This window comes from Caproicibacter sp. BJN0012 (assembly GCF_035986805.1).
GTDB lineage: Bacteria > Bacillota > Clostridia > Oscillospirales > Acutalibacteraceae > Caproicibacter.
The window spans coordinates 2,322,861-2,341,107 of the sequence record NZ_CP142518.1; the positions used below are offsets into that span (position 1 = coordinate 2,322,861).

23 protein-coding genes and 1 riboswitch are annotated in these 18,247 nt (G+C 56.2%); of the genes, 2 read left to right on the forward strand and 21 right to left on the reverse strand.

Translation table 11 applies throughout. The annotated features are described in order from the left end of the window. Window positions 1–22: 22 nt before the first annotated feature. From uvrC to VA597_RS11285, 21 genes are all read right to left on the reverse strand, one after another. Entirely contained in the window at window positions 23–1,918 is a 1,896-nt protein-coding gene (gene uvrC / locus VA597_RS11185; RefSeq protein ID WP_128742926.1) for an excinuclease ABC subunit UvrC, read from the reverse strand. A 46-nt stretch (window positions 1,919–1,964) separates the two neighbouring features. Next, window positions 1,965–2,420: a GNAT family N-acetyltransferase gene (locus VA597_RS11190; RefSeq protein WP_128742927.1), complete on the reverse strand. Its 456-nt coding sequence runs from the start codon at window positions 2,418–2,420 to the stop codon at window positions 1,965–1,967. 194 nt (window positions 2,421–2,614) lie between these two features. Next, complete coding sequence (locus VA597_RS11195) at window positions 2,615–2,878, reverse strand: HPr family phosphocarrier protein (RefSeq protein ID WP_128742929.1); 264 nt, start codon at window positions 2,876–2,878, stop codon at window positions 2,615–2,617. Between the two features lie 311 nt (window positions 2,879–3,189). Further along, window positions 3,190–3,939 (reverse strand): tRNA (guanosine(37)-N1)-methyltransferase TrmD, encoded by a 750-nt coding sequence (gene trmD, locus VA597_RS11200; RefSeq protein ID WP_128742931.1) that lies wholly within the window; start codon window positions 3,937–3,939, stop codon window positions 3,190–3,192. Further along, window positions 3,929–4,444 (reverse strand): ribosome maturation factor RimM, encoded by a 516-nt coding sequence (gene rimM, locus VA597_RS11205; RefSeq protein WP_128742933.1) that lies wholly within the window; start codon window positions 4,442–4,444, stop codon window positions 3,929–3,931. Before rimM ends, trmD begins: the two co-directional genes overlap by 11 nt. 21 nt (window positions 4,445–4,465) lie before the next feature. After that, window positions 4,466–5,014: a folate family ECF transporter S component gene (locus VA597_RS11210; RefSeq protein WP_128742935.1), complete on the reverse strand. Its 549-nt coding sequence runs from the start codon at window positions 5,012–5,014 to the stop codon at window positions 4,466–4,468. A 57-nt stretch (window positions 5,015–5,071) separates the two neighbouring features. Beyond that, a riboswitch (THF riboswitch) is annotated at window positions 5,072–5,168 on the reverse strand. Window positions 5,169–5,183: 15 nt separating this feature from the next. Further along, complete coding sequence (locus tag VA597_RS11215; RefSeq protein ID WP_128742937.1) at window positions 5,184–5,417, reverse strand: KH domain-containing protein; 234 nt, start codon at window positions 5,415–5,417, stop codon at window positions 5,184–5,186. 20 nt (window positions 5,418–5,437) lie between these two features. Continuing rightward, window positions 5,438–5,680, reverse strand: coding sequence for a 30S ribosomal protein S16 (gene rpsP, locus VA597_RS11220; protein WP_066647822.1), 243 nt, complete (start codon window positions 5,678–5,680; stop codon window positions 5,438–5,440). 62 nt (window positions 5,681–5,742) lie between these two features. After that, the gene (ffh, locus tag VA597_RS11225; protein WP_128742939.1) at window positions 5,743–7,071 is read right to left on the reverse strand and encodes a signal recognition particle protein; all 1,329 of its coding nucleotides are present in this window, start codon (window positions 7,069–7,071) and stop codon (window positions 5,743–5,745) included. Between the two features lie 11 nt (window positions 7,072–7,082). Then, window positions 7,083–7,445 carry a YlxM family DNA-binding protein gene (gene ylxM, locus VA597_RS11230; protein ID WP_128742941.1) on the reverse strand — a complete coding sequence of 121 codons (363 nt, stop codon included), beginning with the start codon at window positions 7,443–7,445 and terminating at the stop codon, window positions 7,083–7,085. Window positions 7,446–7,529: 84 nt separating this feature from the next. Next, window positions 7,530–8,189 carry a hypothetical protein gene (locus VA597_RS11235; protein ID WP_128742943.1) on the reverse strand — a complete coding sequence of 220 codons (660 nt, stop codon included), beginning with the start codon at window positions 8,187–8,189 and terminating at the stop codon, window positions 7,530–7,532. Between the two features lie 123 nt (window positions 8,190–8,312). Beyond that, entirely contained in the window at window positions 8,313–10,691 is a 2,379-nt protein-coding gene (locus VA597_RS11240) for an endonuclease MutS2 (RefSeq protein ID WP_442872799.1), read from the reverse strand. Window positions 10,692–10,820: 129 nt separating this feature from the next. After that, window positions 10,821–11,348, reverse strand: a complete 528-nt coding sequence (locus VA597_RS11245) for a GNAT family N-acetyltransferase (RefSeq protein WP_164919039.1) — start codon at window positions 11,346–11,348, stop codon at window positions 10,821–10,823. 4 nt (window positions 11,349–11,352) lie between these two features. Continuing rightward, window positions 11,353–12,075 carry a DNA repair protein RecO gene (gene recO, locus VA597_RS11250; protein WP_326974589.1) on the reverse strand — a complete coding sequence of 241 codons (723 nt, stop codon included), beginning with the start codon at window positions 12,073–12,075 and terminating at the stop codon, window positions 11,353–11,355. Then, window positions 12,068–12,232, reverse strand: a complete 165-nt coding sequence (locus VA597_RS11255) for a hypothetical protein (protein WP_164919040.1) — start codon at window positions 12,230–12,232, stop codon at window positions 12,068–12,070. The genes recO and VA597_RS11255 overlap by 8 nt, the downstream gene beginning before the upstream one ends. A gap of 133 nt (window positions 12,233–12,365) precedes the next feature. After that, window positions 12,366–13,289: a GTPase Era gene (era, locus tag VA597_RS11260; RefSeq protein WP_128742950.1), complete on the reverse strand. Its 924-nt coding sequence runs from the start codon at window positions 13,287–13,289 to the stop codon at window positions 12,366–12,368. A gap of 12 nt (window positions 13,290–13,301) precedes the next feature. After that, window positions 13,302–13,787: a diacylglycerol kinase family protein gene (locus tag VA597_RS11265; RefSeq protein WP_326974590.1), complete on the reverse strand. Its 486-nt coding sequence runs from the start codon at window positions 13,785–13,787 to the stop codon at window positions 13,302–13,304. A gap of 2 nt (window positions 13,788–13,789) precedes the next feature. Beyond that, window positions 13,790–14,299 (reverse strand): rRNA maturation RNase YbeY, encoded by a 510-nt coding sequence (ybeY, locus tag VA597_RS11270; protein ID WP_128742954.1) that lies wholly within the window; start codon window positions 14,297–14,299, stop codon window positions 13,790–13,792. Between the two features lie 2 nt (window positions 14,300–14,301). Then, window positions 14,302–15,261, reverse strand: coding sequence for a PhoH family protein (locus VA597_RS11275; RefSeq protein ID WP_128742956.1), 960 nt, complete (start codon window positions 15,259–15,261; stop codon window positions 14,302–14,304). Window positions 15,262–15,363: 102 nt separating this feature from the next. Next, complete coding sequence (locus tag VA597_RS11280; RefSeq protein ID WP_128742958.1) at window positions 15,364–16,542, reverse strand: sporulation protein YqfD; 1,179 nt, start codon at window positions 16,540–16,542, stop codon at window positions 15,364–15,366. Between the two features lie 9 nt (window positions 16,543–16,551). Further along, window positions 16,552–16,800 (reverse strand): YabP/YqfC family sporulation protein, encoded by a 249-nt coding sequence (locus tag VA597_RS11285; RefSeq protein ID WP_243112494.1) that lies wholly within the window; start codon window positions 16,798–16,800, stop codon window positions 16,552–16,554. 106 nt (window positions 16,801–16,906) lie between these two features. Here VA597_RS11285 and VA597_RS11290 point away from each other — a divergent pair, with 106 nt between their 5' ends. Then, a complete protein-coding gene (locus tag VA597_RS11290) occupies window positions 16,907–17,968 on the forward strand; it encodes a sporulation protein (RefSeq protein WP_128742960.1) in 1,062 nt (353 codons plus the stop codon). Window positions 17,969–18,016: 48 nt separating this feature from the next. Further along, window positions 18,017–18,238: a hypothetical protein gene (locus VA597_RS11295; RefSeq protein WP_128742962.1), complete on the forward strand. Its 222-nt coding sequence runs from the start codon at window positions 18,017–18,019 to the stop codon at window positions 18,236–18,238. Window positions 18,239–18,247 lie beyond the last annotated feature (9 nt).

An 18,247-nucleotide genomic window follows, 5' to 3' on the forward strand; every position in this document is an offset into this window, starting at 1 on the left:
AGATCCTCCACCTCGATCCGACTTATTTTTTTATTATCCCATGAACCGGCTCGTCTGTCAATGCAGTTCGCACAGGTTCTTCCGGATGAAACGCAAAATATACCTTTTGCGCCGCCGGTTTCGTCATGCCGGGCGCGGCGGCAAGCTCTTCAACCGCGGCGTTCCGCACTGCGGCGACGGTTTTGAAATGCTTCAGGAGCGCCCTTGCCCTCGTGGGACCGATCCCCTCAATCATCGTAAGAGAAGAAGCAATAGCCGCTTTTTTCCTCGCCTGGCGGTGATATCCAATGGCGAACCGATGCACTTCCTCCTGAATGGAGGAAACCAGCGTAAACGCGCTCCGGCTGGAATTGATGGAAATTTCACCGCCGTCTTTCGCAATGGCGCGGGTGCGGTGCCTGTCGTCTTTTACCATGCCGAATAATGGGATCCGGAGACCGGCCTCTTCCAGCACGGGACGAACGGCGGAAACCTGCCCTTTGCCCCCGTCCAGAAGGATCAGGTCCGGCAGACGGCCGAATCCTTCGCCCGTTTCTTTGTTCTTCCAATATTCTTCCACGCGGCGGGTCATCACTTCCCGCAGACTGGCATAGTCGTCCTGCCCCGTGACAGAACGGATTTTAAATTTGCGGTAGGCAGACCGAAGGGGCCTTCCGTTTTCAAACACAACCATGCCCGCAACGTTTTCCCCGCCGGCCAGATTGGAAATATCATAGGACTCAATATAGGCGGGCGGCTCGGAAAGCCCGAGCAGACGGGCAAGCTCATCCAGCGCGGAGGCTTCCCTTCCGGTCCGGCCCATGGTCTGGGCGAGCTGTTCCGCCGCGTTGCTGCGGCACATTTCGACCAGCCGCGCCTGCTCCCCCTTTTGAGGGACCGTGACCGTTACCTTTCTGCCCGCCTTTTCCGTCAGCCATTGGGAAATCAGCTCGGCGTTTTCCACAGGACCGTCCAGCGCAATGCGGGGCGGGATCCGGCTGCGCATGGAATAGTACCGCTCCAGGAATTCGCTTCGCGCCTCTTTTGCGCCTCCGGTTTCCCCCATCAGAAAGGTTTCCCTGTCGCACAGCCTTCCATTCTGAAACCGGAACACTTCGAAGCAGCTTTTTTCCGCGCTTTGCGTCAGCGCGACGACATCCTGCTCCTTTACGCGGGAGGCGACGACCTTTTGCCTGTCGCTCATTTTCCGGATCGCCGCGATCCGGTCCCGCAGGCGGGCGGCGCGTTCAAATTCAAGACGCTCCGCCGCCTCGTTCATCTTTTCCGTCAGGGCGCGTATGCTTTTCGCGCTGCCGCCGCGCAAAAATTCCAGGGCCTCCGCCACAAATTCCCGGTACTCCGCCTCGCTGACTTTCCCGCGGCAGGGCGCGCAGCATTGCTTGATGTAGTAGTACAGGCAGGGACGGCCCTTGCCGATTTCCTGCGGGAATTTTCTTGTGCAGGACGGCAGACGGAAGATCTTGAGCGCCTCGTCCACCGACTGTTTCACAGACCAGGAACTGACGTACGGCCCGATGTACTCCGCGCCGTCGTCCGCGATCTGCTTCGCTTCCGAGATTCTCGGCCATGGGCCGGAACTGACGCGGATGTAATGATAGCCCTTGTCGTCCTTGAGCAGGATATTGTATTTCGGCGAATGCTGCTTGATGAGGCTGCATTCCAGCACCAGGGCCTCAAATTCGCTGTCCGTCAGGATATATTCAAAAGTATCGACGCTGGCAACCATGCGGCGCACCTTGGCGTCGTGATTTTTTTCGGAGCCGAAATACTGGCTGACCCGGTTTTTCAGCGCCTTGGCCTTGCCGATATAAATAATTTTACCTGACTTATCATGCATCAGGTAGACGCCCGGGCTCAGCGGCAGGCGCATGGCGCGGGCCCTGAGTTCCTTTTTATGTTTTTCCTGATCGGTCGGCATGCCCGCACCTCCTTTTTCGGTTCCTCCGGACCAATACGCACATGAATTACAGAATGGTTTTTTGCATACAGACTGAATCGGCCATATTTTTGTATGGCCCGTAGTTGTCAATCATTTCAAATCCTGTTTTTTGATACAGCCCCATCGCAGCCTTCAGCGGTTTTCCAGTTTCCAAAATAAGGCTATGATATCCCTTTTCCTTTGCTTTTTTCTCAAGAGCAGATAGTAACAGTATGGATATGCCTTTGCCTCGGTACTCTTCGCGGAGGAAAACACGCTTTACCTCGGCAACGCCCGCTTTATAATACTTAAGGCCCGCACAAGCTATGGGTAACACACCATCATAAACCAGTACAACGTCATGAATCTTTTCTAATGTGTTATATTGTGCATACTGGTTGCGCTGTTTTTCTCCCCCGACAATTTCATTTAGATAATCGTCCAGCATTTCACATAACAGAATGAAATCTTTATTTCTCCCATCCGCATATTTAAATTCCATTGTTCCTCTCCCTTTGACGTTATCAAGCAGCAAAACAGGTACGGTTTAACAGTTTTTCTTACGTATTTTCCCATACAAGTCGGCATTAGGACTGGAAAAGGCCCAACTTTCGCCAAACCGATCCGGTCGGCAGAATAAGGCTCTGCATACAAAAAAGGCACCGCACTCCAGCGGCGCCATGACGTTGCAACTGCTTATTCAGAAAAACCGGACTGCACCAGCTGAACCAAACCGTCCACAGCTTCCTGCTCATCCGCCCCGTCCGCAATAATCCTGATGTTTGTTCCGCCGACGATTCCGAGAGAAAGGACCCCCAGCAGGCTTTTCGCGTTAACGCGCCTCTCCTCTTTCTCCACCCAAATGGAAGACTTATACTCATTTGCCTTTTGAATGAAAAAAGTGGCCGGACGGGCGTGCAGACCCACCTGGTTCTGAACCAGAACTTCTTTTACATACATTCTAAATCCACTCCTACACAAAATATCCGAATGCACTCCGAACAGCAGAACACTTCCAATAGTTATCCTTATTATATCACGTTTGGACGAGCCGTCAACGCAATTGAAAAACTTTGGATTGATTGCCCATTGCAGCGTGCCGGGCTGGAACTCCTTTGTGCAATATAACGTAATTGTTGAAAGTTTTTGTTCTGTCTGCCGATTTCCGCATCCGAGCATGTTCAAAAGTAACGGCGGATGCCGGAAATTCCACCACAACACGGACACAAAACGTTCGCGCGAATATGCTCTCATATTTTATGCAGAAGAATTTACAATGTTTCTCCGGCGCCAGATCCGGAGACGGACTGCAAAAATTCCCGATCCTCCCCCGTCAGATCCGCGGAAGAAAGAAGCTCCGGACGTCTGACCGCCGTTCTTGCAAGCGATTGTTCGCGCCGCCAACGGCGGACCCTCTCGTGGTCCCCGCTGAGCAGGACCTCCGGGACCCGGCGGCCCCGCCAGTCCGCCGGACGGGTGTACTGCGGATACTCCAAAAGAGAATGGAAATGACTCTCTTCCGTGTAGCATTCGACGTCCGACAAGACACCCGGAACCATGCGGCAAACGGCATCGGCCAGCAAAAGGGCGGGCAGTTCCCCTCCGGTCACAACGTAGTCCCCGGCGGAGATCTCCTCATCGGCATAGGCCTCCAGCACACGCTCGTCCACCCCTTCGTAGTGCCCGCAGAGCAGCACCAGTCCATCCAGTTCCGAAAGCTCGCGGACCCGGTTTTGCGTCAGGGTTTTCCCTTGAGGAGAAAGATAGACGGTGTGCGGTTTTTTGCCCAGATGCGCGATCAGGTCGTCCATGCACAGGGCGATCGGCTCCGCTTTCAGCAGCATTCCCATCCCGCCGCCGAACGGGGAATCATCGACCGTGCTGTGCTTGTCCAGCGCATAATCCCGGATCTGGTGGCAGCAAACCTGCACCGCGCCCTTTTTGCGCGCCCTCCCTATGATGCTCTCCGCCATGACGGTTTCGCACATTTCAGGGAACAGCGTCAGCAGATCAATCCTCATCGTCAAAAATCCCCTTGATTGGCCGGATCATCATTTTTCCCTTCCCCAGATCAATTTCCCGAATGAACTCCGGAACCGCCGGGATCAGATAATTTCTATGGTCCTGAGCGGTAATCTGGTAGACGTCGTTGGCACCCGTGCGCATCACGCAGGTCAGCGCGCCGTAATACAGAAATGTGTCGGCATCGTAGACATCCAGCCCGATCAGGTCCTGCATGAAATAGCGGCCATCGGGGAGCGATACGTCATTCCGGTCCAGGTACAGGACCCTGTTCCGGTACGTATCCGCTTTTTCGACGGAGTCCACCCCTTCCAGCACCATGAGAAGGAGCTGTTTGTGCACGCGCGAGGAAATCACCCTGACCGGAATTTCCCCTTTGTCCAGATACAGGTTGGAAAATCGCATCAGAAATTCGGCGGAATCGCACCATGGCTGAACGCGGAGTTCTCCCTTCACGCCGTGCGTGCCCACGATTTTTCCGGCCTCCAGAAATTTCTTTTGCATAACTCCTCCCAAAATAAAAATTTATGTTTTTCTGATATGGAACAGCGCCTCTTTTTCCATTGCCTTCATCAATCCGTACAGCAACAGGATATCGATGGGCAAAAGGATCAGATTTGTCACAATGCGGGCGGACAAAACGGCAAAAAAAGCTTTTGAGTACAAGATAGAAAGCCAAAGCGGAGTCAAAAGAAGACTGGTCGCAATCGTGACGGCTGTTTTAGCCAGAAATGCTTTCAAAAGCGTGACATGCTTTTGATAAAGGAATATGCCATATAAAAAACCTGAAACAAATCCATTGATAGTAAACCCCGGAAAATACGGTCCCGTCGGGCTGATAAAATAGGACACGATATCTCCCAGCGCGCCGACCGCCCCGCCCGCCACTGGGCCGAACAGCATGCCTGCCGCCGCCACGGGAAGGAAGGAAAAACCGATCTTCAAAATCGGCGATACATTGAGGGTAAACATACCGAGGACCACTTCAAGCGCAAGAAGCATGCCGCACCCGGCAAGCAGCAGGACACCCGTGTGTTTTTGAGTCAGTTTGGCGGAGTTAAAAAAATTCTTCAAAGAAAAGACCTCCTTTTGTATTCACGCTACATAAAGGAGGTTTCCCCCAAACTATGTAGCAGCGGGATGCGGACTCTGCATCGCAAGTTTCCTTTTCGTCCGTCCGGCAACTCCCTGTCCGGTCGGCACTTAACGCGCAAAATCCTACTCTGCATTTTAAAAATCTGGATCAGTCGATTTCGACGGCCACCTTGCTGCCGTCCCGGGTAGCGGCGGCCCTCATTACGACGCGGATTGCCTTCGCGATCCGGCCCTGCCTGCCAATCACCCGGCCCATGTCGTTTTCCGCGACATGGAGATGATACACGACCGTTCCGTCCTCGGATGGTTCGTCAGCATCCACGCTGACAAGTTCCGGGGCCTCAACAAGGCCCTGGGCAATGGATAACAGCAGTTCCTTCATGGCAGCCACTCCTCCGTTTCTTAAAGCACGCCGTGCTTTTTAAACAGAACCTTAACGGTGTCGGTGGGCTGTGCGCCGTTGGCGATCCAGGCCTTGGCCTTCTCGGCGTCAACCTTCACGACGGACGGCTCTTCCAGCGGATTGTAATACCCGATTTCCTCGATAAAACGGCCGTCGCGCGGGAAGCGGGAATCCGCCACCACGATGCGGTAGAACGGAGCCTTTTTGGCGCCCATTCTGCGAAGTCTGATTTTCACTGACATTTGTTTCACCTCCACGAACCTTGCATGTATCTTCACCGGCCCGAAAGCCGGATGAATTCCACTTAAAACGGCAGTCCCATGCCGGCAAAGCGCCGGCGCGCGCCCTTCTTTTTGAATTGTTTCATCAGCTTCCGCGTCTGCTCAAACTGTTTTAAAAGCCGGTTGACGTCTTCCACCTTCATGCCGCTCCCCGCAGCGATGCGCCTTTTGCGCGACGGATTCATCAGTTCGGGCTTTTCCCGCTCCTGCGGCGTCATGGACAGCAAAATCGCCTCCGTACGGTCAATCTGGCGGTCGTCGATCTGCACGTCCTTGATTTGCTGGCCCAGGCCCGGCATCTTGCTGATGACGTCCTGGATCGGACCCATCTTCTTCATCTGGCGGATCTGGTCGAGCAGATCATTCAGATCCATCCGGTTCTGCATCATCTTTTCGGCCGCCTTTTGCGCGGCCTTCTGATCGAGATTCTTTTGGGCGTCTTCGATCAGCGTGAGAACGTCTCCCATCCCAAGGATGCGGGATGCCATGCGGTCGGGGTGAAAAACTTCCAAATCGGAAAGTTTTTCACCCGTCCCGGCGAATTTGATCGGCCGGCCGGTCACGGCCCGGACCGACAGCGCGGCGCCGCCTCTCGCGTCGCCGTCCAGCTTGGTGAGGACGACGCCCGTGATATCGAGCAGCTCATGGAACGACTTCGCCACATTGACCGCTTCCTGTCCGGTCATGGCATCCACGACCAGCAGGATATCGGTGGGAGACACGGCTTCCTTGATCCGGCGCAGCTCGTCCATCAGCGCCTCGTCGATCTGCAGGCGGCCGGCGGTATCGATCAGCACAAAATCGTTGCCGTAATCCCTCGCATGTTTGACGGCCTCCCGGCTGATTTTCACCGGATCGCCGGCACCCTGCTCAAAGACGGGGACTTCCGCCTGGCCGCCGAGGACCTGCAGCTGCTGGATCGCGGCGGGCCGGTACACGTCGCACGCAACCAGCAGAGGGCGGTGGCCCTGATTTTTCAGCATCAGCGCCAGCTTCGCGGCATGGGTCGTCTTGCCGGAACCCTGAAGGCCGCAGAACAATACCACCGCCGGCGGAGAAGACGGGCTGTTGAGGCGGGCCTCCCCGCCTCCCATCAAAGCCGTCAGTTCTTCGTTGACGATTTTGATGACCATCTGGGCCGGCGTCAGGCTTTCCATGACCTCGTTTCCGACGGCACGCTCGCTCACCTTCGCGACAAAGTCCTTCGCCACTTTGTAGCTGACATCCGCCTCCAGAAGGGCCAGGCGGACTTCCCGCATGGCTTCCTTCACGTCGGACTCGCTGAGTTTGCCCTTGGAACGCAGGCGTTTGAACGCCGCCGAAAGCTTTTCCGAGAGATTTTCAAACGCCAAGACAGTTCCTCCTATTCGCAGAGCCGGCGGGTAATTTCAAGAATCTGCTTTGCGCTTTCATCAATCTCCCGCGCGTAAATGTAATGTTCATTGTAATCCCGGATACGGTTCGCCGCCTCTTCGATTCTCTGAAAACCGTCCATCATTTCGCGGAACCTGCGGGCAAGGCCGAGCTTTTGCTCCATTTCCAGAAGCTGTTCTTCGGCGCGCTTGACAAAATCACGCACGCCCTGCCGGGTGATCCCCTCATTTTCCGCAATTTCGGAAAGGGACAGATCGTCATCGTAATAATACTCGACGATTCGCCTCTGCTTTTCCGTCAGCATCGAGCCGTAAAAGTCAAGCAGAAGCGAAATTTTCAAATCCTTCGCCATCCGACCGCCTCCGTTGCGGTGTAAAGTCATTTTCTTTACAGTAAGGGATTATACTATAAAAACGAAGGGCTGTCAAGGGGAATTTCACCCGTTCAGCCCCAACTTCAACTGGAATTTTAAAAGAAAAAGCCGATCCTGCAATTTTAACTCCGTCATTCTGAGTTGTACGGCCGCGCCGGCATAATCGGCCCGGAACAGAGAAGACGTATCGCAGAGCAGAGTGTTTCCCTGCCGGGAGAGCACGGACGGCAGCCTGCTTTCCATCAGGTTCATGGCCATTCCCACCGGAACCGGAAGACGGCCGACATGGACCGAATTGACGTCAAATTTCATCTGGTCCGCCGCGCTGTCGAAAGAGGGTGTGAGGTTCATCACAACGCCGAACGTTTTTCCCCTGTAAGCAACAGGGGCATAGACATCCGCAGTGCCGTCCTCCTTTGCCGTGACGGAAAGTGCCGAAAGCCCGGATCTGGATTTCACATCCGCATTTTTTTGGATCAGGGAATTCAGCCAGCCGGCGACTTCCTCCGGCGTCAGGCTGACTTCTTTGCCGGAAACAGAAGCCGCAACCACCTTGGAAACCGCGGAATCCGACGGCTGCGGCATGGACTTTCCGGCATTCGGGTCGCTGAACAGCATCCAGCTCAGGACGCACAGAGCCGCGAGAAACACGACAAGGACCGAAAGGACCGCTGTCAGGAGACGCGTCCCGGAATTTTTACCCTGCATATGCTTTGGATACATTTTATTTTTCTCCTTCAATTCGGATTCAGAACAGCAGGACCAACATGCCGGCGGCGGCAATGGTTTTCGGCGAAACCAACCGCGAACACGGCCCGGGACATAGCTTTCCCCTTTGCCGCCATCTTATTTCAATTCCACAATCGTCACGCCGGACTCTCCCTCGCCGAACGTGCCGAGCCGGAAGCTTTTCACGCTCGGATGGTTTTTCAGATGCTGCTGCACCGCCGCTCTCAGCGTCCCCGTTCCTTTTCCGTGAATCACCGTCAGCTGATCGACGCCGCTGAGCAGCGCGGAGTCGAGGAAGCGGTCCAGATTCAGCACCGCCTCGTCCGCCGCCTGGCCGCGCAGATCGCATTCCGTCGTCACTTTCGCGGTCGCCCGGGACGTCACATTCCGGGTAATTCCCCGGATCGGGGCACGGTGCGCTTTCTCCTCCAACAGCCGGAGGTTGGATACCGGGACCCGCGTCTGAAGGATCCCGGCCTGAATCAGCGCCTCTCCCGATTCTCCTTCGGGCGGGCGGATCACCGTGCCTTTTTTGTCGATGTCGAAAATCAGGACGGAGTCCCCGGCTTTCAGCGGGCGCGGAAGAGCATAGTCTCCGCTCTCCTTTTCCCGCACCGGGTCCGCTCCGCTTTCCAGAACTCGCATGCCGGCCTTCAGCCTCGCCTTCTGCTCGGCGGTCAGCATTTTATTCTTCTGCTTTTTTATTTCTTCCAGCTCGCCGATCAGGGAATCGGCCTGCGCCCTGGTCCGCGCGACCAGTTGAGCGGCCTTTTCTCTCGCTTTTTCCAGTTCCCCGTCCGCTTCCCTTTGGACGCGCTCCAGCTTTTCCTCCGCCTCGCGGCGCATTTCCTCGGCCCGTGTCCGGGCCAGCCGCGCCTCTTCCCGCTCGGCGTCCAGTTTCTGACGGCTCGCTTCCAGGTCCTGCACCACATCCTCGAATCTTGTGTTTTCCTGTGAAACGAGGTCTTTCGCCCTCTCCACAACCGAGCCGTCCATTCCGAGCCGGAGAGAAATGGCAAACGCGTTGGAGCGTCCCGGTACGCCGGTCAGCAGCCGGTAGGTCGGCCGCAGGGTCTCGACGTCGAATTCGCAGGAGGCGTTTTCGACCCCGGGCGTCTGGAGAGCGTAGGCTTTCAGCTCCGCGTAGTGCGTGGTGGCCGCGATTTTCGCCCCCTTCGCGCGCAGGGATTCGAGGATCGCCTCCGCAAGCGCCGCCCCTTCCACGGGGTCCGTTCCCGCGCCGAGCTCGTCGAGAAGGATCAGGCTGTCCGGCCCGGCCTGCTTCATAATCTGTATGATATTGGTCATATGGGCGGAAAAGGTCGAGAGCGACTGTTCGATGCTCTGTTCGTCGCCGATGTCCGCAAGCACCTGCCTGAACACAGACAGCTCGCTGTTTTCCGCCGCAGGAATCATCAGCCCGCACATGGCCATCAGGGTCAGGAGCCCGACCGTTTTCAGGGACACGGTTTTGCCGCCCGTGTTCGGCCCCGTGATCACAAGGGTGTCGAATCCCGCGCCAAGCTCAATGTCCGTCGGAACGACGGCCGCGGGGTCGATCAGCGGATGGCGCGCCCTTTTCAGCACGATCCGGCCGCTGTCGTTGATCTTCGGGGGCGTCGCTTTCATCCGGTAGGCGAGATCCGCCTTTGCGAAAATCACATTGAGCTCCACCGCCGTTTGATAACCGCGGACGATGGTGTCCGCGAAATTTCCGGTCTCTCCGGACAGTTCCAACAGAATGCGTTCGATCTCCTTCTGTTCCTCCGATTGGAGCACCCGAACCTGGTTGTTCATCTCCACGGCGCTCAGCGGTTCCACAAACAGGGTGGAACCGCTGGCGGACGTATCGTGCACCAATCCCGGCACCTCGTTTTTGTACTCCGCCCGCACGGGGACGACGAACCGTCCCCCGCGGATGGTGACGATCGGGTCCTGCAGATATTTCTGGTAGGACGCGGACCGCGTCATCTTGTCGAGAACCTCACGCGCCTTGGAAGACGCGGTGCGGATCTTCCGCCGGATCGCCTGCAGAGCCTGCGAAGCGCCGTCCGCCATCTCCTCCTCCGAGAGGATCGCGCCGTTGATGCGGGCCTCCAGATACTGGTTCGGCATCAGCATGGAGAAACGGTCGTCCAGGCAGCTTCTGACCCCCTCGCTTTTGCGCCGCCAGTCCGCAACGGCCCGCAGCGTGCGCAGCAGGCCGGAAACTCTCAGCAGCTCCGCCATGGTCAGCATCCCGCCGGCCTGCGCCCGGCGCAGGGAATTGGTCACGTTCGTAAGGCCGCCGAACGGCGGCGCACCGAAACGGGCCATCATCACATAGGCATCATCGGTCTCCCGAAGAAGCCTTCCGACTTCTTCGGGAGATGTCGACGGCGATAGATTTTCCGCAATCTGCGCGGCGTCGCCGCAAGCTGTGCGGGACGCCAGCAATTTCAATATTTTGTCGAGCTCCAGAGCCCGCGCGTGTTTTTGCAATCCTGTTTCAGGCATGTGTTCTTTCCTTCCCAATTTGTCATCCGTCGAACCGGCAGCCGCTTTCCTGAAGAGCGGCGGCGCAACGTAATCTTTCCCTCTTCATTAATATGTAATCCGTAAAATCGCCCGCCACCCTTTCCAGGTTCATTTCAAGCCTTCCAAAAGTTTTTCATAACAGATAAAAGCTCCCTTGCGGAACGTTACGGTTCCGGCCCTTTGGTATCCGGCGGACTCATATAACCGGATCGCCTGCGGATTTTTCACGAAAGCATCCAGCCGTATACAGCGATATCCGCGCGAGAGGGCAAACCGTTCGGCGGCTTTCAGAGTCCGCGAGCCCATTCCCCCGCCCTGCGCTCCCGCGCTCACGCAAAGGCGGTGGATCACGCCGGGCGGACCCGCTCTGCAAATCCGCCAGCCAACCGACTCATATTCCGGCGATTGCTCCGCGTTTACCGCAACGGCGGAAACCGGCTTTCCGTCTTCCACAAGCAGCAGCATGTCTCGATTTTCAACATCCGCAGACAGCATTTTTCCGTCGGGATAAATCTCATCCCACTGGTCGATCCCCTCATCGCGCATTTTCTGGATTGCCCCGGCGTAAAGCGCGAGAATATCCTTAAGATCCGATCGGTCCGCCGTCCGAATGCTCAACTTCTCGGAATGTTCCATGTTTTTATCCTTTCCACCCTGTTTCTCCCGCCGTTGCATGGTAAAAATCCAAAGTGGCAAATCCGCGCCCCAGCGTGCTGAGCACATAGGCTTCCGCCGCCCGCGCCAGCTCTTCCGTCCCCTGCCGCGACAGGGAAAAGGAAAACGCCTTGCCCGGCTCGGCGTAAATCGTATGGCGCAGCCCGGCCATGGCTCCGCGTCCCAGCCGGATCGACGGCTCGCCCTGCGGGCAGCCGCATTCATTACAGACAATCCGGCCGGAAACCGGCAGAAACCACATCGGGTCGGACCCGAATTTTCCGCACTCCGCACATCCGACAAGATCCGGCTGATAGCCGGACAAAGCGAGCATGCGCATTTCCACGACCGCTTTGACAATGCCGTTCGGCCGGTCTCCCCGGCCCAGCAGATAAAGCGCGTTGAGAACCAGGCTTAGATACTCCTCCGCCGGCGCGTCCTGCGGGGCCAGGGCGATCGAAAGCTCGCAGAAATACTGCGCAAGCGAAAGGCGCCCGATATCCTTGCGGAGGTCAAAAAAAACCTCGATCGGCCGGGCGTCATCAATTATGTATTTGTCCCGCCCCTCAAAGATGGTGAAGCGGGAATAACTGAACAGCCGCGTGGCGGAAAGCCTGCCGTCTTTGGCCCGCCCGGGCCGCTGAACAAAAGCTCGCAGAATTCCTTTTCGCTTTGTCAGAATGGTAATCAGCCGGTCACTGTCACCCACGCATTTCTCCGTGATAACCAATCCCTCGGCATCCGTTCTCATCCCGGTCCTCCTTCATCTGGCTCTCCCGGTCCACCTGCCGCAACTGGCTGTAGATCAAATAGTCCTTGACACTTCCCGTATGTTTGAAACTGTCCCATGCCGTATTCTTATCCAAGATTACCGCTCCTTTTATAAGATACTGTTTAAAGTATTTGCCTTTCACAGGCATCTATGAGCGGTAAATAAATGAATTTATCCCATAAAATGACACAATTTTCACAGAAAATATGCTTGGCCGAAAGTTGCCGTCATGCGTCGAATCCAGAAGCGTCGTACCCCATGACCCTGAGCGCCGACTGCTGATTGCGCCAGTTTTCCTTGACTTTGACCCACAGCTTCAGATTGACCCTGCATCCGAAAAACTGTTCCATGTCCCTTCGCGCAAGAGTCCCTACCTGCTTGAGCATAGCGCCGCTTTTCCCGATAATAATCGCTTTATGAGCCTCCCTTTCACAGTAGATGGTCGCGAAAATATCCGTTATATCGCCGCCGGAGGCCCGTTCCGACATGTGCTCGACCACGACGCCGATGCCGTGCGGGATCTCGGCGCTCAAAAGGCGCAGCAGTTTTTCCCTGACGATTTCGGAGGCGATGACGCGCTCCGGCTGATCGGTCAGCGTGTCGTCGTCAAAAAAATGCCCTCCGGGTTCCGCAAGATTGGAAAGCTCCTGTTTCAGTTCCTCGATTCCGCTGCCAGTCCTGGCGGAAACGGGAACGACCGCCTCAAAATCGTAAAGCCTGCTCACACTCGCAATCTGTTCCATCAAACCGCTCTTGTCCCGCAGCAGGTCAATCTTATTGATGGCCAGCACCGCCGGCATGTTCTGCGACCGGAACCGGTCGATTAGCTCCTGCGCGGACCGGGAAATCTTTTTCCCCGCCTCGATCACCAGAAGGCAGGTATCCACGCCGGAAACGGACTCCACGACGGAACGCACCATGTATTCTCCCAGACGGTTGCGCGGCTGAAGCAGCCCGGGCGTATCGATAAAAACAAGCTGTGTCTCCCCTTCGGTCAGCACGCCCATGATGCGCGTGCGGGTCGTCTGCGGCTTACGCGAAACGATCGACACTTTCTGCCCGAGCATGGAATTCAAAAGCGAGGATTTTCCGACATTCGGGCGCCCGACGATGGCGATAAACGCAGATTTATTCTTCTCCTGGTCTGACAAAACAATCTCTCCCTATTTCCCATTTTTCCTTTTTCTTAAATGGTCCCGGATTCCGAGCGGCCCCAGCGCAATATAAAAGACAGCCGCCGCCGTGGCGGCCAGCAGCAGCGCAAGAAGGAGCGGATCAGCCAGAAAATACCGCAGAATCCCGCAGAAAACGGCGGGTCTCCAGAACAGGCAGAGACCGACCGCGACCGCGAAAACGGCATTGATCAAAACCGCGCCGGACGCCATGTCTTTGACAATGCGCACAACCGGATTAAAGCTCGCCGCGTTGAAATCGGAAAGCTCTTCCGCCACCGTATTGAACAGTTCCGCCGCAATCACCTGGGCAAAAGTCAGAAAAAGCACTGCGTATTCGGCCCGTGTCAGGTGAAAAAAAAACGAAAATACAAACACATACAGCGCTGTTGCCGTGTGTATCCGCATATTTCGTTCTGTATTAATGCAGTAGATAATCCCTCGGAACGCATACCGAAAGCTCTTTAAAAAGCGCAATCCTATTCCTCATCCTCATCCAGAACGTAACTGCTTGTACTTGGCAGTCCGAGCTGAACCATGACTTCCTCTTCTTTTTCCCGCATGCGCACGCGCGCAATGCCGCCTTCCTCATGGTCGTATCCCAAAAGATGGAGCATGGAATGAGCCGTCAGATACCCGACCTCCCGCTCCAGCGAATGGCCGTAACGCTCGGCCTGCTCCACCGCTTTCTCCATGGAAATGACGATGTCCCCAAGGATCTTGGCGCCTGTGGTGTGGTTGACATCGTAAACCCCGTTTTCTCCCATGGGAAAGGATAGTACGTCCGTTGGGATGTCCTTTTTCCGATACTGGGCATTCAGCTTCTGAATCTGACCGTTGTCAACAAAGATCACGCTGATCTCCGCCGGTCCCTCGAACTTTTCCAGCTTCAGCACGGCGTTGCAGCAGCGCCGCACCAACATGCGCAGCCCGGTCGGTATTTTTACCGCCTTTTGCTTATTGTCAATAATAACCCTGATTTTTTCCACTCTTATCGCCCCGCTTCTTCATTTTTCTCATATGCTTTGATAATGTCCTGCACCAAACGATGCCGGACGACATCCTTTTCTGAAAACCGGACCTGCGCGATATCGTCGATGCCCTTTAAAATATGAAGGACGTCGCGAAGGCCGGATCTTCTTCCGTCCGGCAGATCAATCTGAGTGATATCGCCGGTGATGACCATCTTGGAATTAAATCCAAGTCTTGTCAGAAACATTTTCATCTGTTCCGGCGTCGTATTCTGCGCTTCGTCCAGAATGATGAAGCTGTCGTCCAGCGTCCTCCCCCGCATATAGGCAAGAGGCGCCACCTCGATGTTGCCGCGTTCCACATATTTCTGGTAGGTCTCCGCTCCCAGCATATCGAACAGCGCGTCGTAGAGAGGGCGCAGATACGGGTCCACCTTCTGCTGCAGGTCCCCGGGCAGAAAGCCCAGCTTTTCCCCGGCCTCCACGGCCGGACGGGTCAGGATGATCCGATTGGCCTCCTGCGCCCTGAACGCCGTGACGGCGAGCGCCACGGCCAGATAGGTCTTCCCGGTTCCCGCCGGGCCGACGCCGATCGTGATCGTGTGGCTCTGAATCGCCTGGCAATAACGCTTCTGGCCCAGCGTCTTGGCTTTGACCGGTTTGCCCTTGGAGGTGATGCAGATGCAGTCCCCGGCAAGGGCCTCAATCTTGCTTTCGCTTCCTTCGTTTACAAGGGAGATGCAATAGCGGACGTTCTGCTCGCTCAACGCCTCCCCCCGGTTGATCAAAGTCAGAAGGCTCTCGATCGCGCGGACCGCCTTTCCCACGCCGTCCGGCTCCCCGGAGACCTTCAGCTCGCTCCCCCGGTAGACGATCGAAACTCCATACTCCTGTTCAATGATCCGGATATTTTCGTCAAAACTGCCGAAAAGCGCGACCGCCTGCTCCATGCGGTCTATATTGATTCTCTGTTCAAACATCCTATCACCTAAAACCCCGGCACTCAAATTTTCGCCGGATAGATTTTAGATTATTATAGCACAATTATAGGATTTCGTCACCATAAAATATACAAAAATAACCTATGATTTTATTAATATTTCCGACTCTTCCGCAATATTTTCCTCGCATTTTAAAGTAGCGGAATAAATCAGCACATTATTTTCCGTCCTGTTCGACGCGTTAACGCTTAAAACCTTCGTGCCGTCCGGCAAATTTTTTTCGTATCCGGAAAGTTTTTCCTCCGCCTGCCCGATTGCCTGCCGGGGGGAAATCACAACGGGCAAGGTGCGCACGCCGCTCCAGTCCTCCTCATACAGGCTGACCGGCAAAAGGGTTCCAAAAAGCCTCAAATCGGTCTGCGTTCCCGCGACCTCGTAATCCCCTTTCGGCTTGCCTTCAAACGTCAGAGGAAAGACCGCCCCGAACAACCGCAGGCTTTTGCGGACGACCCGGTTTCCCGTCGGTTCGCGGACATTCTGCGCGAGCGGAATCCGGATTTCGCAGGAGCGCGAAGTCTCCGCGACGATTTCCGCCGACGCGTGAACAAGCGTGGTCCCCCCGGAGGCGTCTTCGACCACGCCACTGACCAAAAGCTGCCCCTGCGCAACGGCGTCTCCCTTTTTCACCTGCGCCGTCCCCCCGTAGACACGTATCGCAACGACCTGGCCCGTAGCCGACGCCACTATATTGCAGGCCCCGTTTTGTTTCACAATCTCCGGCTTTTCCGTCTTTTCCCTGATGCAGACCTGCATGGTGCAGCCCTGCGTGTTAATCGTCATCCACCGGATCTTCGGAAACATCAGCATCAGTTTTTGCTCCACCTTTTTCGTGTCGACCTCCGAGATCCTCACCCCCGGGGAAAGCCCGTTTTCGGAAAGCGCCGAAAGAATCGCGCGCGAATCAAGCGTGGTGTTTCCCGTCACGTCGATGCACCAGACGCGCAGCGACAGAAGAATAAGGATCGCCGCAAACGCGGCGGCACCGTATAGAATTCCGCGGTGAGTCCGCGTTCTGCGAATGAGGAACGGCAGGCCGTGCCGCCCCTTGACCCGAAGCCGGCACCCGGCCTTGCGGGCAAAGGGGCGCAGGTTCCGGTACATGCCGGAAGAGACGCAGGCGCCGCTGGCTCTGCGCGAGGTGATATTCCAAAGGACGACGCCGGATCTGGCGCAATAGTTGAAAAAGCGCTCCGGGCTTCCCCCGATCACCGAAAAACGGACATAGCCCAGAATCCACCGGATGATTTTCAGCGATAACATCTCAGCACCTCAGACCAGAAATTCGATTCCGGTAAAATAGCCCGTTACCACCAGCGAATCAGCGGTGAGGCATTTGATGACGAGGCCCCTTCCGGTAAAGCGGACCACCAGCTTGCCCGTACGGATGCGGACGACATCCGTATCGTACTCCAGGACGCCGCTGCATCCGTCCACCACCGCTTCCGTATTCCCGTTTATTTCCATATGGGTCGGCATGTTGAGTCCGGCGCGATTCAGCAGACTGATTTTTTTTGCCAAAATGAATCCCCCGCTCCCATCGTGATTACACCTAATGCTATGCTGGAGCAGGGGTAAATATCCGCGGGAGGACATATACATAAAGGGATGGGAGGGATTCTTTGCCATGAAGTTCAGAACCGGAACGCTCCTTCTGGCCGTGCTGGCTGCCGCATGCTCGCTGCTGATTTTTCCCGTGCAGGCGGCGCAGGGCGCAAAAAACGGGATCGGTTATTGCCTTGAAGTCCTGATTCCATCACTTTATCCATTTATGGTTCTTTCCGTTTTCGTGGTGAAAAGCGGCCTGGCCCACAAAGTCGGAGGCCGCCTGGAAGGATTCACGCAAAATGTGTTCCGGCTGCCGGGCAGCGCGGCTCCGACCATCCTGATGAGCGTCATCGGCGGATATCCCGCCGGGGCGCGTTCCATCGCAGCCCTTTACGAAGACGGAGAGATCACCCAGCGCCAGGCGGAGCGGATGCTGGGCTTCTGCGTCAACGCCGGCCCGTCCTTCGTAATTACAGCCGTCGGAGCCGGATTTCTGAAAAGCCCGCGCGCGGGAGCCATCCTGTTCGCCGCCCAGGTGATCGTCTTCCTGCTGCTCGGCGTCGGGTGCGGTCTGTCCGCAAAGAGGGAAACTCCCACGCATGGGAAAGAGGAAACAAGGGAAACCGGCGTGTCTCAGGCGCTGATTCTGTCCGCAGCGGACGCGGCCCGCGCCATCATCAGCATGTGTTGCTTTGTGATTCTGTTCGCGGCGCTGATGAACCTGGTGAGGATGTTCTGTACTGATCCGGCCCGTTCCGCGGCAGTGTCAGCCCTTCTGGAGGTAACGGGCGGATGTTCGGATCTGGCACGCCTCGGAGTTCCTCCATGGGCGGTTTCCGCCGCGATCGGCTGGGGCGGAATCTGCGTCCACTTTCAGGTTCTGTCGACCCTGACGGAATTGCAGTTCAGCAAAGTGCGCTTCGTTTTGTTCCGCCTGTTGCAGGCGTTTCTTTCCGCCGCTGTTTCCTGGGGGCTGATGCTTCTGTTTCCTGATACGGAGGAGGCATTCTGCAACTTCGCGGGGCCGGTCAGCGGCGCCCTTTCCTCCACGCCGCCGGCGTCGGCGGCCCTTCTGGTCCTCTGCTCGGCGCTTCTGCTGTGCATTCCGCGCAAAAAGATGGAAATTACATCGGGGAAATGATATAATGAATGACAAAGAAGATTCGTTCATCAGACCGGAGGGGTTTTTGTGTTCGGACGGAAAAAGAAACCGCTTTTTGGAAATGAAATTACGCCGGACTGCAGCTACTGCGTTCACGGCCCCGGACCGGCGGAGGAATGCGCCTGCCGGCAATTGGGAGAAGACGAAACGCCCGCGTCCTGCCGCGCCTTTCAATACGATCCTCTCCTGCGGACTCCCTACGCGACTCCGCCGCTGAAAAAGCATGATCCAAGCGAATTTGAACTTTAAAGCGCAGCT